General features: G+C 72.3%; 13 protein-coding genes and 1 pseudogene. 7 read left to right on the top strand and 7 right to left on the bottom strand.

All coding sequences use genetic code 11. The features are described 5' to 3' along the window. The first annotated feature begins 45 nt into the window (after positions 1–45). Together OHS81_RS33450 and OHS81_RS33445 are read left to right on the top strand one after the other, a co-directional pair. A complete protein-coding gene (locus tag OHS81_RS33450) occupies positions 46–267 on the top strand; it encodes a hypothetical protein (protein WP_328389502.1) in 222 nt (73 codons plus the stop codon). Between the two features lie 105 nt (positions 268–372). Further along, entirely contained in the window at positions 373–1,641 is a 1,269-nt protein-coding gene (locus OHS81_RS33445; RefSeq protein WP_328389500.1) for an SPFH domain-containing protein, read from the top strand. Between the two features lie 160 nt (positions 1,642–1,801). Here OHS81_RS33445 and OHS81_RS33440 read toward each other — a convergent pair whose 3' ends face one another. The 3 genes from OHS81_RS33440 to OHS81_RS33430 all read right to left on the bottom strand — a co-directional run bounded on the left by OHS81_RS33440 (position 1,802) and on the right by OHS81_RS33430 (position 5,293). After that, on the bottom strand, positions 1,802–3,109 hold the full coding sequence (locus OHS81_RS33440) for a benzoate/H(+) symporter BenE family transporter (RefSeq protein ID WP_328389498.1): 1,308 nt from the start codon (positions 3,107–3,109) through the stop codon (positions 1,802–1,804). A 946-nt stretch (positions 3,110–4,055) separates the two neighbouring features. Continuing rightward, positions 4,056–4,514 carry a hypothetical protein gene (locus tag OHS81_RS33435; protein ID WP_328389496.1) on the bottom strand — a complete coding sequence of 153 codons (459 nt, stop codon included), beginning with the start codon at positions 4,512–4,514 and terminating at the stop codon, positions 4,056–4,058. Between the two features lie 146 nt (positions 4,515–4,660). Then, positions 4,661–5,293: a TetR/AcrR family transcriptional regulator gene (locus OHS81_RS33430; protein ID WP_328389494.1), complete on the bottom strand. Its 633-nt coding sequence runs from the start codon at positions 5,291–5,293 to the stop codon at positions 4,661–4,663. A 113-nt stretch (positions 5,294–5,406) separates the two neighbouring features. Between OHS81_RS33430 and OHS81_RS33425 the strand changes: the two genes are divergently transcribed. From OHS81_RS33425 to OHS81_RS33415, 3 genes are all read left to right on the top strand, one after another. After that, positions 5,407–6,597: a cytochrome P450 gene (locus OHS81_RS33425; RefSeq protein ID WP_328389492.1), complete on the top strand. Its 1,191-nt coding sequence runs from the start codon at positions 5,407–5,409 to the stop codon at positions 6,595–6,597. 4 nt (positions 6,598–6,601) lie between these two features. Next, a complete protein-coding gene (locus OHS81_RS33420) occupies positions 6,602–6,817 on the top strand; it encodes a ferredoxin (RefSeq protein WP_328389490.1) in 216 nt (71 codons plus the stop codon). Between the two features lie 562 nt (positions 6,818–7,379). Beyond that, positions 7,380–8,156 carry a PE-PGRS family protein gene (locus OHS81_RS33415; RefSeq protein ID WP_328389488.1) on the top strand — a complete coding sequence of 259 codons (777 nt, stop codon included), beginning with the start codon at positions 7,380–7,382 and terminating at the stop codon, positions 8,154–8,156. Positions 8,157–8,370: 214 nt separating this feature from the next. Here the strand turns inward: OHS81_RS33415 and OHS81_RS33410 are convergent, their stop codons facing one another. Beyond that, complete coding sequence (locus OHS81_RS33410) at positions 8,371–8,760, bottom strand: zf-HC2 domain-containing protein (protein WP_328389487.1); 390 nt, start codon at positions 8,758–8,760, stop codon at positions 8,371–8,373. A 49-nt stretch (positions 8,761–8,809) separates the two neighbouring features. Between OHS81_RS33410 and OHS81_RS33405 the strand changes: the two genes are divergently transcribed. Further along, complete coding sequence (locus OHS81_RS33405; RefSeq protein ID WP_328389486.1) at positions 8,810–9,448, top strand: sigma-70 family RNA polymerase sigma factor; 639 nt, start codon at positions 8,810–8,812, stop codon at positions 9,446–9,448. A 186-nt stretch (positions 9,449–9,634) separates the two neighbouring features. Here the strand turns inward: OHS81_RS33405 and OHS81_RS33400 are convergent, their stop codons facing one another. The 3 genes from OHS81_RS33400 to OHS81_RS33390 are packed head-to-tail and all read right to left on the bottom strand — an operon-like array spanning position 9,635 to position 12,995. After that, positions 9,635–10,132: a copper chaperone PCu(A)C gene (locus OHS81_RS33400; protein ID WP_328389484.1), complete on the bottom strand. Its 498-nt coding sequence runs from the start codon at positions 10,130–10,132 to the stop codon at positions 9,635–9,637. Next, positions 10,129–12,630, bottom strand: coding sequence for a heavy metal translocating P-type ATPase (locus OHS81_RS33395; protein ID WP_328389482.1), 2,502 nt, complete (start codon positions 12,628–12,630; stop codon positions 10,129–10,131). Before OHS81_RS33395 ends, OHS81_RS33400 begins: the two co-directional genes overlap by 4 nt. Next, positions 12,627–12,995 (bottom strand): hypothetical protein, encoded by a 369-nt coding sequence (locus OHS81_RS33390; RefSeq protein WP_328389480.1) that lies wholly within the window; start codon positions 12,993–12,995, stop codon positions 12,627–12,629. Before OHS81_RS33390 ends, OHS81_RS33395 begins: the two co-directional genes overlap by 4 nt. A gap of 204 nt (positions 12,996–13,199) precedes the next feature. Between OHS81_RS33390 and OHS81_RS33385 the strand changes: the two are divergent. Then, positions 13,200–14,471 (top strand): annotated as a pseudogene (locus tag OHS81_RS33385) (cytochrome P450 family protein); the annotation flags it as partial. Positions 14,472–14,628: the final 157 nt, after the last annotated feature.

Raw genomic sequence — 14,628 nt, 5'->3', positions numbered from 1 at the left:
GGGATCTTGAATCGGGCAGCGGCTTTGACCAGCGACGGAGCCCGGGTGAGCGCAACGGATGACACGGACTTCAGCCCGATCGGCCTGATCGGGCGGGTGACCGTCTCCATCCCGGCCGACGGCCCCGGCGAGGTGCTGCTGCCCGTACGCGGCGGGACCGAGGCCTTCGCCGCCTGGTCCCGCGAGCCCATCGCCCGCCATACCCAGGTCATCGTGGTGGAGCACACCTCGGCGCGGTCGGTGATCGTCGCGCCGCTGCCCGCCTGACCGGACCGTCCTGAAGATCCCGCCCGGCCACCCGGGCGGTTCCCTTCCCGCGGCGGTCCCCGCCCACCGGCCCGGGGCCGGTCGCAACGGACCAGGAGCCTTCCGATGTTGTTCTGGCATGTTCCTGCGCCGAACGAGGCGCTGTTGATCTCCGGCTCGAAGCGCCGGACCGGGGACGCCCAATTCCGTATCGTCACGGGCCATGGCTGCTGGGTCATGCCCGTCAAGCAGAAAGCGAGCGTGCTGGCGCTGTCGCTGCGGGAGGCGGAGATCTCCGAGGACTGCGTCACCCAGCAGGGCATCCGGATCGGGGTCCGGGCGGTCGCCGTCTTCAAGGTCGGTGACGACCAGACGTCGATCGCCAACGCCGCGCGCCGCTTCCTGGACGAGCAGACCACCATGGAAGAGCTGGTGGGCCGGATCTTCGCCGGTCACCTGCGCTCGATCGTCGGCGGGCTGACCGTCGAACAGATCATCCGGGAACGGGACCGGGTCGCCCAGGAGGTCAAGGACGGCAGCCATTCCGAGATGGAGAAGCTCGGCATCGTCGTCGACGCCCTGCAGATCCAGGAGATCGCCGACACCTCCGGCTACATCACCAATCTCGCCGCTCCGCACGCCGCGGCGGTCGCCAGCGCGGCCCGGATCGCGCAGGCCAAGGCCGACCAGGAAGCCACCGAGCGGGAGCAGCAGGCGGCGGCCCTGAAGGCGGAGTACGAGCGGGACACCGCGATCAAGCGGGCCGGCTTCCTCGCCGAGACCGAGCAGTCCAACGCCCGCGCCGCACAGGCGGGCCCGCTGTCGCAGGCCAGGGCCTCGCAGGAGGTCATCGAGGAGCAGACCGCGCTGGCCCAGCGGCAGGCCTCGCTCGCCGCCCAGCGGCTGGAGGCCGAGGTGCGCCGCCCGGCGGACGCCGAGGCCTACCGGCTGCGCACCCTGGCGGAGGCACAGCGTGACCAGGTCCGCTTCGAGGCGGACGCCCGCGCCTACAGCGAGCGGGCGGTCGCTCAGGCCCGGGCCGACGCGAACACGGCCCTCGCGGGCTCGCTGCGGGACGGCAACCAGGAGCTGATCGCCGCCAATCGCACCATCGAGAACCTTCCCGCCCTCGCCAAGGCGGCGGCCGAGGGCCTGTCCGGTTCCCGGCTCACCGTCCTCAACGGCACCGACGGGATCAATGAGATCGCCTCCGGCATCGTCGGCGAGGGGCTGGCCATTCTCGACAGCCTGAAGAACGGGACCACCGCGCCCGGCTCGACTCCCCCGCTCGCCGGCGGTGCGGGGCGGCTGCCGCAGAAGGTGACGAATCTGAAGCGGGACGGCGCCGGGCCCGGCTCCGGCTCCGGCTCCGGCTCCGGCTCCGGCTCCGGCTGATCGTTCCCGTAATCCCGTCTGCCGTACGGCGGATGGACCGGGCCTGCCGGGTGGCGCGGGCTGCCGGATACGGAGGGTGTCCGGCAGTCCTGCGGCCCGGCGGCCTTGCAGCGCCCGGCCGGCACGGGTGGCGCCGGCCGACGGTGAGCGGCGGCTCGGGTCAGGCAGCGGTTTTTTCGGACGTACCGCGCCACCGGGTCAGGACGAGATGGGCGATGACCCCGAAGAGCAGTCCCCAGAAGGCGGAGCCGATGCCGAAGAGGGTGACGCCGGAGGCGGTGGCGAGGAAGGTGATCAGGGCCGCCTCGCGGTCCTTCTCCTCCTTCACCGCACCGGTCAGGCCGCCGGCCAGGGCGCCGAGCAGCGCGACTCCGGCGACCGCCGCCACGAGTTCCTTGGGCAGTCCCGCGAAGAGCACCACCAGCGTCGAGCCGAACGCCCCGATGAGGAGGTAGAACGCTCCGCAGGAGACCCCGGCCACGTAGCGGCGCCGGGGGTCGCGGTGGGACTCGGGACCGGTGCAGATCGCGGCCGTGATCGCCGCGAGGTTGATGGCGTGCGAGCCGAACGGGGCCAGCAGCGTGGAGACCAGGCCCGTCGAACCGATCAGGAGGCGGTCCTCGGGCCGGTAGCCGGACGCGGTGAGTACCGCCATGCCCGGTGCGTTCTGCGAGGCCAGCGTCGCCAGGATCATGGGCACCGCGATACCGATGAGCGAGGCGAGCGAGAAGTCCGGGGTCGTCAGGACCGGCTTGGCCAGCTCGATCCGGTCCAGGTGGATGTCCAGCCGGGAGCTTGCCGCACTGGCGAGGACGCCCGCCGCCAGGGCGACGAGTACCGCGTACCGGGGCAGCCACCGCTTCGCCAGGAGATAGGCGAGCAGGACGGCACCGGCTATGAGGGGCGCGGTCTTGAGGGAGGTGAAGACGCCGGTGCCGAACGAGAACAGGATGCCGGCGAGCATGGCGGAGACGACGGCGGTGGGCACCTGCCGCATCAGCCACCCGAACACCCCGGTCAGGCCGACCAGGGTGATCACCAGTCCGGTGATCAGGAAGGCCCCGATGGCTTCCGCGTAGGAGTACGCCCCCAGGCTGGTGACCAGCAGGGCCGCGCCCGGTGTCGACCATGCGGTGATCACCGGCATCTTGGTACGCAGGCTGAGCGCGATGCAGGTCAGGCCGCTGCCGATGGAGATGGCCCATACCCAGGAGCTGGTCTGGGCGGTATCGAGATGCCCGGCTGAGGCCGCCGCGAGCACGATGACGAGCGGGCCCGAGTACGACACGACGACGGCGACGAAGCCTGCCAGTACGGCGGACAGTGAGGCGTCACGCAAGAGGCCGGGGCGGCGGTCCGGCCCGGCGGCCGGGGGTGCGTCGGTACCTTCCGGGGTCGTGGCGCCGGTCTGCGAGGAGGAGTTGGGCGGTGCGGCCTCGGGGTGGGGGGTGGGCGTCCTGGAACTCAACGGTTGTCCTTAGCGGCCTTTTCAAGGGCCTGTTCGAGGTCGGCGGCAAGGTCTGTGGGGCTCTCCAGACCGAGGAACGGCCGCAGCACGTCCATCGGCGAGGTACTACCCGGTCCTTCGAAGATGGAGCGGCGTTCGATCAGGCGAGGTATCAGGCGTCAGGTATCAGGAATCAGGCACCGGACTCTCCACACCGTCCAACGACGTGGCGCGGAAGCGGAGTTGCGGCTCCCGCCCGGGAATGCGGGCCGTGCAATGATCCGGGAGGTCCGGCTTTCCGGGAAGTGAGGGATACAGCCGTCCGGAATGATGAAGTCTTGGGATTCCCGTGCCTGGTAGGCGCTGCGCACCATTCCGGGAACGTCTCCCCGCTTACCGCCGGAGACCTGACGGGCTGTTTCTCCGGCGACCGTCCCGAAGTTGAGCATAAGAAAGACTCCCCCTTCTCAGGCAGGTTCCTGAGATGCCTTGTACCGGGGCATTCCGGCCCGGCGTTCGGCCACCCGTGCGTGGTGACGGACCAGAATCCAAACCGTTGAAAATGGGCAGCACAAAGCAAGTGCACTCGCAGTGGCGAGTTACCCATGGGCTTGTTGGCCGGCGCACGGGTCAGGTGCGCTCTCCGCGGAAGGGACCGTTCCCCCGTCCGCGTTGGTCGCAAATCCCCCATTCGCGATGTGACGGTGCAATCCTGCCACTCCGCAAGCCTCGTGACAACGATTCACCGGAATCCGAAAACGTTGAACGGTGAAATGCGGCGGGGCGGCCGGGCGGAATGCATTCTTCCCATTGACCGGGCGCCCCCGCCGGGTCGTATACCTGCCGTACCCGTCGGCACGTGGGCCCCGCTCGCGCCACGGAGACCGGTGGAGATCGGTATGTGACACGGCATACAGAGGGCCCGGGATCACGATCCCGGGCCCCTCGCTTGATCAGCCGACAGTGTCTAGACGACGCCGAGCAGGCCGAGGCCGAGCAGCCCGTCCTTGCCCAGACCGTCCCTGCCCACGCCGAGCCCGTCACGCCCGTTGCCGTCACGCCCGTTGCCGTCGCGCTCGTTGCCGTCGCGCTCGTTGCCCTCGCGGCCGAAGCCGTCGCGGTCATAGCCACTGTCACGGCCGAAGCCGTCGTCACGGGCGCCGACGCGGCCGTAGCCGTCGTAGCCGTCGTGGCCACCGTGACCGAAGCGGCCGTGGCCGCGACCGTGGCCGTGGTGGCGGTTGTGGTGGCGGTTGTGGTGCCGGTCGCCGTAGTGGCCCCTGTCGCAGTGGTGCGAGAAGCACTTGGCGCTCTGTGAGCTGCTGGGGACCGGGGTTGCGGCGGTGGCAGCGCCTGCCGTCGGCACCACCAGGGCAGCCGCGGCCAGACCGGCCACGGCAAGGCCGCGAGGGATCGAAGGGTGCATGATTCCACCTTCACTCGACTCTGCAGAAAAAGAATATTCTCTGCAAAAGTGACAATAAGGGTAGTTCTGCCCATCGACCCGCGACCCGCCGCAGAATCACTGGAACGCAGCACGCACCCCAACAGCCCACGTCGCGGGCCCCCTGTTCACTCCGGCATCCGGCCGCTTTCCGCGGCCACCGACCCGTCGGTCTGCGGCAGGCTCTCCAGCAGACCGCCCAGGGCGCCCACCACGAGCCGGCAGACCGTGTCGGGATCGGCGCTCGCCAGTGGCTCCTTGCCGACCACCACACGCATCAGGCCAATTCCCAGTAGCCAGGACAGCGCCAGATCGCCCCGCAAGGTCCCGGTATCGGACTCGGAGAGCGTGGCGAGCACCGCCGCGTACTCCTCCCCCAGCCCCCGCAGCGCCTCCGCGATCTCGTCGCTGCCGCCGATGGAGCGCAGACACACCTCCAGCGAGCGGTCGGCGCCCTCCTCCCGGCCGCCGGCCAGCATGCCGCGCAGCGCGACCTCGAACAGCCGCTCGGCGGGAGTGGTACGCAGCTGTTCATGGCCGCCACGTGCCATGACTTCCCCGAACAGCGCCCGCTTCGAGCCGAAGTAGCGGAACAGCAGGGCCTGATTGGCGCCGGCGCGGGCCGCGATATCGCGCACCGTCGCCCGTTCGTAGCCACGCTCGGCGAACAGCTCCGACGCGGCATCGAGCAACCGCAGCCGGGTGCCCTGTGCACTACGGCGGTATGCGCTCTCCGCGCCGTGCTGCGGGGACTCCGCCATCACCACGCTCCTCTCCGTTGGCCCGTCAGAATGACGGCCACAATCGATCGTTGACCGGCCCGAGGGGGGCGTCCTACCTTATGTAAGCAGGTGCTTACACAAGGGAGGTCACCTTGACCACAGCCGACACAGCACCCCTCTCCTACCCCTTCAATGTCCCCGAGAGCCTTGAGCTGTCCGAGGAGTACGAGCACGCCCGCAACCGTCCGGGGCTGCTGAAAGTCCGGATGACGTACGGCGAGCCGGCCTGGCTCGTGACCCGGTACGCCGAGGCCCGGTTCGTCCTCGGCGATCAGCGCTTCAGCCGCGCCGAGGGCGTCCGGCACGACGAGCCCCGGCAGTCCGAAGGGCGCCGCGACAGCGGCATCCTGGGCATGGACCCGCCCGACCACACCCGGCTGCGCACCCTGGTGGCCAAGGCCTTCACCGTCCGGCAGGTCGAAAAGCTCAGGCCGCAGGTCAAGCAACTGGCGCACGAACTGCTCGACGAGCTCGCGGCGGCCGGGCCGCCCGCCGACCTGGTGGACCGCTATGCGCTGCCCATCCCCGTCGCGGTGATCTGCCGCCTGCTCGGTGTCCCGGCCGAGGACCGGCCGCGGTTCCGGGTGTGGAGTGACGCCGCCCTGTCGACAAGTTCCCTCACCGCGGCGGAATTCGACGCCAATCAAGAAGAACTCCGCTCCTATATGCGGCAGTTGATCGAGCAGCACCGGGGCGCGCCGCAGGACGACCTGATGACGGCGCTCATCGACGCCCGGGACGTCAACGACCGGCTGTCCGAACTCGAACTCGTCGACCTCTGCGTGGGCATCCTGGTCGCCGGGCACGAGACCACCGCCACCCAGATTCCCAACTTCGTTCTGGCGCTGCTGGACCACCCCGGCCAGCTCGCGCTGCTGCGCGAAAAGCCGGAGCTGATCGGCCGGGCCGTGGAGGAACTCCTGCGTTTCGTGCCGCTCGGCAGCGGTGCGAGCCAGCCCCGTTACGCGACGGAGGACGTCGAGGTCGGCGGGACGCTGGTACGGGCCGGCACCCCGGTCCTGGTGGCGGTGGGCGCGGCCAACCGGGATGCCTTGCGCTTCGACTCACCGGGGGCGCTGGACATCTCGCGGGCCGGGACCCAGCACCTCGGGTTCGGTCACGGGGTCCATCACTGTCTGGGTGCGCCGCTGGCCCGACTGGAGCTCCAGGAGGCGCTGATCGCCCTGATCACCCGGTTCCCGGATCTGCGGCCGGCGGGCGATGTGGTGTGGAAGAGCGAGATGCTGGTGCGCGGCCCCCGCGTCATGCCGGTGGGGTGGTGAACTGATGACCTGGAAGCTGGAGATCGACCCCGGGCAGTGCATGGCCTCGGGGTCCTGCGCCGCCATCGCGCCGGACCTCTTCGTCCTGGACGGCGCGCATGCCCGTCCGCTCAAGGAGCGGATCGACAAGGACGAACGTGCGCTGGACGCCGCCGACGTCTGTCCGGCCGCCGCGATCACCGTACGGGACGGGGAAAGGGTCGTCGGGCCCCGGCCGTAGGGAGAGGGAGGTGCCGTCAACCTCCCGGGGCCGGCGACCGGGCTCCTCCGGGATGCGGGTGCGCTGCATCCCGGAGCGGCCCGTACCGCCGGCGCGGCGCCCACCCGCAGGGAAGGATCTCGGGCGCCCTGCTCGTGCTCGTTCCACCGCCCTGCTGCATCTGAATCGGCTACCTGACGGTCGCCGGCCCCCGGCTGCTGCGCCGGTCCGGATCGAGGACGGCATGACGGCCGGTCAGTCCGGTACCTCCTACGAGGCTTACCGCGCCCGCATCCCGGCGCTGATCCCGTGGCCCCGCCCCGTGTCTTTGCACCGTCGTGGCGGGTGACGAAGCCGGTGAACAGTGGTGCTGGGACCATGCTGCCGCCGGCCTGGAACTCATGCTCGCCGCGTGGGTGGAGCAGTATCCGATCCAGGCCCCGGGTGACGGGATCGGCTTCACTCTGTGGACCGCCCGCGACTGGCGCCGCGACATGATCGTGTCGTACACGCCCGCCGACCAGGGGTGCGAACCGGCCCCTCTCGCTCCGCTGCGGGTCAGGGGTGCGACGATGGGCCTGTCATGGATGCGGGGCAGGTTCTCAGGGGGCTACGCGCCGCGGTGTTCGCGGTGGTGTGTGTGCTGCTCGCCGCGCTGGGGCACATGGTGATGTCGGATGCCGTGGTACCCGCGTGGATGCTGCTCGCCGCCGGGGTGGGGACCGCGGCCGGCGCCTGGTGCTGCGCGGGCCGGGAACGCGGGCCGCTGCTCGTGGGGGTGCTGACCGTTGGCACCCAGGCGGCCTTGCACAGTGCCTTCTCGTTGGGCCAGGCGGTCGCCGGTTCCGGTGGGGACGAGAGCCCGCTCGCGCGCCGGTGGGCGGAGACCTGGCTGTGCGGGGCGGACGGGACGCAGCTCTCCGGGCACGGCAGCGCCCGGTTGATCCAGCTGATGCATCAGCAGATGACGGCCCTGCCCTCGACGGACGGCGCGAGCCGCATGCGGGACATGGCCGGCATGGGGCACATGGACTCCATGAGCGGCATGAGCGGCATGGCCCACGCGGGTCAGATGCCGGGGATGCACGGCAGTGCCACCGGCATGCTGGCGGCCCACCTGCTGGTCGCCCTGCTCAGCGCGGGGTGGCTGTGGGGTGGCGAGCGGGCGGCGTTCCAGCTCGTACGGAGCCTGTCGGCCTGGTTGTTCGCGCCGTTGGTGCTCGTCCTGCGGATCCGGCTGCCCGATCCGCGGCCCGCCGTCCGCGCCGCCCGTCAGGAGCCGCGGCGTGCGGTGCGGCAGTTGCTGCTGGCGTATACGAGGTCGTTGCGGGGTCCACCGCAGGAGCCGGCTGTCGGCTGACAGCACGGTCGAACTCCAGAGCCGGCGGACGGCCGGGTGCCGAGCGCACCCGGCGACGTCCCGGCTCCGACTTCACCGGTCCCCGCCGCGCGCGGCGACCGGATCATGCGAAGGACTCCAGATGATGATTCCTGTCCGGATGCCGGTGGCGCTGCCGCCCGCGTCCCTCCCCGGCGCGCCGGCCGACGGAGGCGGGCGCCCGCCGGCCACCGCGTCAGCCGGCGGGTGTACCGCCGGTATCCGCTGTGCCGGTATCCGCTGTGCCGGTGTCCGCTGTGCCGGTGTCCGCCGTCCCGGTATCTCCCGTGCCGGTATCTCCCGTGCCGGTGTCTCCCGTGCCGGTGTCCGCCATGCCGGACATCGCCGGTTCCGCGGAGACCACACGCAGTCGGGCGAGCAGCGCCCCGGTGGCCGCCGGCTCGTCTGCGGGGTGCGCGGCGGCGCGGTCGAAGCCGGTCGTCAGGGCCCGTACCTGTGCGTCCCACCGTCGGCAGTCCCGGCAACCGGCCAGGTGGTCGTCGAGCCGGCCGGGGGCGAGCCCGGGAGGCAGTTCCTCGCCGTCGAGGCGGGCGGAGAGTGCCGTACGGATGCGCGAGCAGAGCATGCGTCCATCCTCCCCGAAGCACGGTGGCGCGGCGAGGGGCGGTCGCGGCATGCGGGATGACGAGGCGGTGACGGGCTGGGCGCTGGCCGCCCGCACCGGGGACGAGAGGGCCGTCGAGCAGTTCGTGCGGGCCACGCAGCTCGATGTCCGGCGCTATGTGACGCATCTCAGCGGTGATCCGCAGGCGACCGACGATCTGATGCAGGACACCTATGTCCGGGCGCTGCGCAGTCTGCCGCGGTTCGAGGGCCGGTCGTCGGCGCGTACCTGGCTGCTGACCATTGCCCGGCGGGTCGTGGCGGACCGCATCCGGTCCGTTGCGGCGCGGCCCCGGCTGGCCGCGACGGACGACTGGCAGACGGCCGCGGAGCGGGTGCAGCCGCGGGGTGTGCCGGGATTCGACGAGGGCATCGCGCTGGCCGAGCTGCTGACGGCGCTGGCGCCCCAGCGGCGGGAGGCGTTTGTGCTCACGCAGTTGCTGGGGCTGCCGTACGCGGCGGCGGCCGGGGTCATGGGCTGTCCCGTGGGGACCGTGCGGTCCCGGGTGGCGCGCGCCCGGGAGACGCTGGTCGGGTTGCTGACGGATGCGGAGTGCCCGGAAGGGAAGCTCCTGGAAGGGGAACGCCCGGACGGGAAGCGCCCGGAGCGGGCCCACGGGCCGCGGGTCTACGCGGACGCCGTGGCCTGACGGCCGCGCACAGGGTGCGGAGCACACGGCAGAGCGACGGGGCTCATGGACGGGCGAAGGGCCGGTCCATGAGCCCCGTGACGGTGGGGCCCGTGGCATGAGGCCCGTGAAGTGGGTCCCGTGGCATCGGCCCCGTGACGTGGGGCCCGTGGCGTGCGGCCCATGGCGTAGGGCCCGCGGTTCAGTTCAGCTGCCGGGACGTACCGCTCGGGCCCGTACGGTCTGTGGCGGGCTGTGGCGGAAGTGCAGCGTGAAGGTGAGCCGGTCGCCGGGCGCGAGCCGTGGCGGCGGGCTGACCATGACGTCCAGGGTGGTCGGCGTCATGGTCAGCGCGCCGCCCGCCGGGACGGTGGCGCCGCGGACCATCGCCATGCTCCGGGCGTTGTGCCCGATGTCGACGGTGCGGCTGAGCATCGCACGATGGCCGGCGGGGCCGGTGACGCCGGTCAGGACGTCATCGGCGCCGCCGGTGTTGCGGAGGGTGAAGAACGCCGCGGTCGCCTCGGATCCCGAGGGGATCAGCACCCGGCCCTCGGGAATCCTCAGCTCCGCGGGGCTGCCCGCGTTGCCGCCGGCGGTCCACGCGGTGAGCGCGCCGAGGGTCACCAGACAGGTGAGCAGCGGTACGGCGACGGACGAGAGGGACGGGAGGGAAGCGGAGGAGGGAAGGGACGGCCGTTTCATGAGGTCTCCCCACGGGGTTGGGGCCGCCGGCCGTGGGGGCGGCGGGCCGGCCTGCCGGGCCCGCCCGGTCGCCAGGCGCGCAGCCGGAGGCTGTTGCCCACGACGAGCAGGGAACTGGCGGACATGGCGGCGGCCGCCGGCATCGGACTGAGCAGGCCGACGGCGGCGAGCGGCACGGTGACGAGGTTGTAGCCGAAGGCCCAGACGAGATTGCTGCGGATGGTGCCCAGGGTGCGCCGGGCCAGGCGTACCGCGTCGGGGATGGCCTGAAGGTCCTCGCGCACGAGGGTGACATCGGCGGCGCCGATCGCGGCATCGGTGCCGCTGCCCATCGCGATCCCGAGGTCGGCGAGGGCGAGGGCCGCCGCGTCGTTGACGCCGTCGCCGACGACGGCGACCCGTCCGCCCTGCTCCTTGAGGGTGGTGACGAGGGCTGCCTTGTCCTCGGGGCGGGCCCCGGCGTGGATTTCGGTGATGGCGAGATGGCCGGCCACGGCTCGGGCGGTGGCGTCCCGGTCGCCGGTGGCCAGAACCGGCCGCAGCCCCAGACGGCGCAGATGGTCGACGGCGCGGTAGCTGTCGGGACGGAGGGCGTCGCCGACCGCGATGACGGCCTCCGGGGTGCCGTCGACGGTGACCAGGACGGCGGTGTGGCCGGCCGCCTCCGCGGTGTGCACCGCGTCCGGCAGCGGAGCGGGCAGGCCGGTGAGGTCGCCGGGGCGGGTGACCTCCACCCGGTGCCGGCCGGCCGTACCGTGGACGCCGTATCCGGGGGTGGCACCGAAGTCCTTGACCGGCGGCAGAGATTGTTCCGGGGGCAGTAGTTGTCCCGACGGCAGCGGGTGTCCCGAGGGCAGCAGGTGTCCCGAGGGCAGCGGGTGTCCCGGCAGCCGGGCATCGGCGGCCGCGCCGATCGCGCCGGCCAGCGGATGTTCGGAGCCCTGCTCGACGATGGCGGCCAGCCGTAGCGCCTCCAGGGCGTCCAGGCCGCCGGTGCGCGCGGTGAGGGCGGTGACGCTCATCCGGCCCGTGGTGAGAGTGCCGGTCTTGTCGAGGACGACGGTGTCGATGCGGCGCAGTCGCTCCAGCGCCTCCGGGCCGCGGACCAGGATCCCGAGCTGGGCACCGCGGCCGGTGGCGGCCAGCAGCGCGGTCGGGGTGGCCAGCCCCAGCGCACAGGGGCAGGCGACGACGAGGACGGCCACCGCCGCGGTGATCGCGGACTGCGGGTCGGCTCCGGCGCCGAGCCAGAAGCCCAGGACGGTGACCGAGACGGACAGGACGGCGGGGACGAAAACGGCCGCCACCGCGTCGGCGAGCCGCTGGACCTTGGTCTTGCCGGTCTGGGCGTCCTCGACGAGGCGGGTGATCCGGGCGAGTTGGGTATCGGCGCCCACCGCGTCGGCCCGTACCTCCAGCAGACCTCCGGAGTTGACCGCGCCGCCGACGACCGCCGCGCCCGGACCGACCTCGACGGGGCGGCTCTCCCCACTGATCAGGGAGAGGTCCAGGGCGGAGTTACCGTCGACGACGGTGCCGTCGGTGGCGACCCGTTCCCCGGGCCGGACCAGGAAGTGGTCACCGGCCCGCAGCCGGTCCACGGGGATGCGCCTCCCCCACTCCCGGCGCTGTCCGCCCGGGGGAAGCTCTCCGTCGTCGGCCGTGCGTACCTCGACGTCCTTGGCGGCGAGTTCGGCCAGCGCGCGCAGCGCGGCTCCGGTGCCGCGCCGGGCCCTGGCCTCCATCCGCCGGCCGGCCAGCACGAACAGCGGTACACCGACGGCGGCTTCCAGATACAGGTGCGCGGCCCCGTCACCGGCCGCGGGCAGCAGGCTGAACGGCATCGTCATACCGGGCGCACCGGCCCCGCCGAGGAACAGCGCATACGCGGACCAGCTGAAGGAGGCGGCGACGCCCAGCGAGACCAGGGTGTCCATGGTGGCGGCGCCGTGCCGCAGACCGCGCAGCGCACGGGCGTGGAAGGGGGCGGCGCCCCACACGGCGACGGGCGCGGCGAGCACGAAACACAGCCACTGCCAGTTACGGAACTGCCAGCCGGGCACCATCGACAGCACCAGGACGGGGAGCGAGAGCACCGCGGTCAGCAGCAGCCGGTGCCGCTCGGCGCGGTCGCCGTCGTCGTCCCGGCTGTCAGGGCGGGCGGCGGGCGACGGCGAGTCGCCGGGGCTCGCTTCGGACGACGGTGGGTCGTCCGCGTCCCGTGCCGGGGCGGGCTCGTGGAGCCGGGCGGTGAATCCGGCCGCCTCGACGGTGGTGACGAGGTCGGTGACGGACACCGCCGCCGGGTGACTGACCGTTGCCCGGCCGGTGGCGAGGTTCACCGAGGCGGCGACGCCGTCGAGCCGGCCGAGCTTCTTCTCGACCCGGCCCACACAGGCGGCGCAGGTCATCCCGCCGATGGTGAGGGTGGTGGTGCGGGGCGGGGCCGATGCCGCGTCGGGGGGCGACGGGGGGCCGGGACGGGGCTGCGGCGTCATCGCGGTGCTCCCCCCTGCACGGGGCGAGGGGCCGCGCCGCCCATGCCCTGCATTCCGCCCATGCCGTGCATCCCGCCCATGTCACCGTCATCGGCGGGCGTGCCGCCTCCCGTACGGGTGCCGCCGGCCGGATGCAGATCCGGGGCCACCGGACCGGCGGCGGCACCGGCCGCGTACGACAGGGTGCCGAGCAGCGCCAGCAGCAGGAGGAAACCCAGGACCGGCCGGGCGGGCAGCAACCGTGCGACGGCCTGGCGAAGAGGGGGCCGACTGCGGTCGGCCGAAGAGCGTGGCATCGCGTCATGGTGGCAGGTGGAGGCGGTGCCGAGCGGCGGATCGGGGGCCGGCCGGAGGGTGAGGTTCATCCCGTTCCCGCGCCGGAACTCACCGGCGTTCGGGCCCGACTAACTGGGTTTGGACGGTGCGTTCTTCGGCCTCGGCCCGGCCGCCTCCCGGCCGAAATCCGCGGCCCCCGGCGGGAACTCGGCGTGCCCCGCGCACGACCTCTCCAACGGTGCGCCGTACAGGCGCGGTTCGTCATCACCCGACGTCTGCTGAGGAGGACCCCCATGTCCACATCGCCCGATCACGCCGCCCCCATCGCCCCTGCCGCCCCCGTCGATCCCGTCAACCCCATCGACCCCGTAGAGCTGTACGGGCCGGAGTACACCCGCGACCCCTATCCCCTGTACGCCGAGCTGCGGGCGCGCGGCCCGGTCCACCGCGTGCGCTTCCCCAGCGGCGTGTGCGCCTGGCTGGTCACCGGCTACGAAGCCGCCCACCAGGCGCTGACCGACGTACGGCTGGGCAAACACCATTCACGTGGCAACGCGGCCTGGCGGGCCCGCGCCTCGATCATGCCCGAGCCCCAGCACTCCCAGCTCCAGGTGCATCTGCTCCACCAGGACCCGCCGCGGCACACCGCGCTGCGCCGGCTGATCACCGACGCCTTCGCACCCCAGCGCGTCGAAGGGCTCCGCCCCCGGTTCCAGGAGATGGCCGATGCCCTGCTCGACGGCCTCCCGGACGCCGGCGAGGCCGATCTGGTCGAGGTGTTCGCCGGGCGCTTCCCGTTCCAGGTGCTCGCCGAAGTCATCGGGCTGCCCACGGAGTTCGAGGAGCGCTTCGACCGGGACTGGGGCAAGGTGGTCCAGCCCGTCGGCCCGTCGGATCCGGGGCGTCCGGCGTACGAGGCACGGCTGCGCGCGCTGCAGCAGTACATCGCCGATCTCGTCGTCCACAAGCGCGCCGAGCAGGGCGAGGATCTGCTCTCCCGGCTGGTGGCCGCCCGCGACGACGGCCGGCTCGGGCAGGAGGAGCTGGATTCGATGATTTTCCAGCTGCTGGTCGCCGGGCAGGAACCGGTGACGAACCAGATCACCACCGCCCTGGTGACCCTGCTGCGCCACCCCGCCCACCTGGCGGAGCTGGCCGGCCGGCCGGAGCTGCTGCCCCGCGCCGTCGAGGAACTTCTCCGTTATGACAGCGCCTTCGAGCTGACCACCTGGCGGTTCTTCGCGGAGGACGCCGATCTGCACGGGACCCGGATTCCGGCGGGCGACTCCGTCATCGTGTCGCTGTGTGCGGCGAACCGCGATGCGCGCCGGTTTGCCGACGCGGACGCCCTGCACTTCGACCGCACCCCCAACCCGCATCTCGCCTTCGGCCACGGCGTCCACTTCTGCCCCGGCGCCACTCTCGCCCGTATCGAACTCCAGATCGCCCTGGGCACCCTGCTGAGACGGCTGCCGGAGCTGCGGCTCGCCGTCCCGGACGGCGAGCTGGGCTGGATCCCGGCGGTACTGGCACGCGGGGTCGACCGGCTGCCGGTGACTTACGGCGCACCGGCCGCCTGTCCGGTCACGAACGGGCGAGATGTCCCCCGTCCGGTCACGGACGGACCGGGTGCCACCTGTCCGGTCACGGACCGACCGGATGTCCCCCGTCCGGTCACGGACAGACCGGGTGCCACCTGTCCGGTCACGGACCGACCGGATG

Origin of the sequence: Streptomyces sp. NBC_00400 (assembly GCF_036048035.1) — a bacterium.
Classification (GTDB): domain Bacteria; phylum Actinomycetota; class Actinomycetes; order Streptomycetales; family Streptomycetaceae; genus Streptomyces.
Note: the sequence above shows the minus strand (reverse complement) of the source record. Positions and strands in the feature narration are given on the sequence as shown.

Excerpts from the sequence above, each read along its gene's own strand:
- OHS81_RS33445 (WP_328389500.1), top strand. The coding sequence starts at position 373 with ATGTTGTTCTGGCATGTTCCTGCGCCGAACGAGGCGCTGTTGATCTCC.
- OHS81_RS33435 (WP_328389496.1), bottom strand. The coding sequence starts at position 4,514 with ATGCACCCTTCGATCCCTCGCGGCCTTGCCGTGGCCGGTCTGGCCGCG.
- OHS81_RS33430 (WP_328389494.1), bottom strand. The coding sequence starts at position 5,293 with ATGGCGGAGTCCCCGCAGCACGGCGCGGAGAGCGCATACCGCCGTAGT.
- OHS81_RS33420 (WP_328389490.1), top strand. The coding sequence starts at position 6,602 with ATGACCTGGAAGCTGGAGATCGACCCCGGGCAGTGCATGGCCTCGGGG.
- OHS81_RS33415 (WP_328389488.1), top strand. The coding sequence starts at position 7,380 with ATGGATGCGGGGCAGGTTCTCAGGGGGCTACGCGCCGCGGTGTTCGCG.
- OHS81_RS33410 (WP_328389487.1), bottom strand. The coding sequence starts at position 8,760 with ATGCTCTGCTCGCGCATCCGTACGGCACTCTCCGCCCGCCTCGACGGC.
- OHS81_RS33405 (WP_328389486.1), top strand. The coding sequence starts at position 8,810 with ATGCGGGATGACGAGGCGGTGACGGGCTGGGCGCTGGCCGCCCGCACC.
- OHS81_RS33400 (WP_328389484.1), bottom strand. The coding sequence starts at position 10,132 with ATGAAACGGCCGTCCCTTCCCTCCTCCGCTTCCCTCCCGTCCCTCTCG.
- OHS81_RS33395 (WP_328389482.1), bottom strand. The coding sequence starts at position 12,630 with ATGACGCCGCAGCCCCGTCCCGGCCCCCCGTCGCCCCCCGACGCGGCA.
- OHS81_RS33390 (WP_328389480.1), bottom strand. The coding sequence starts at position 12,995 with ATGAACCTCACCCTCCGGCCGGCCCCCGATCCGCCGCTCGGCACCGCC.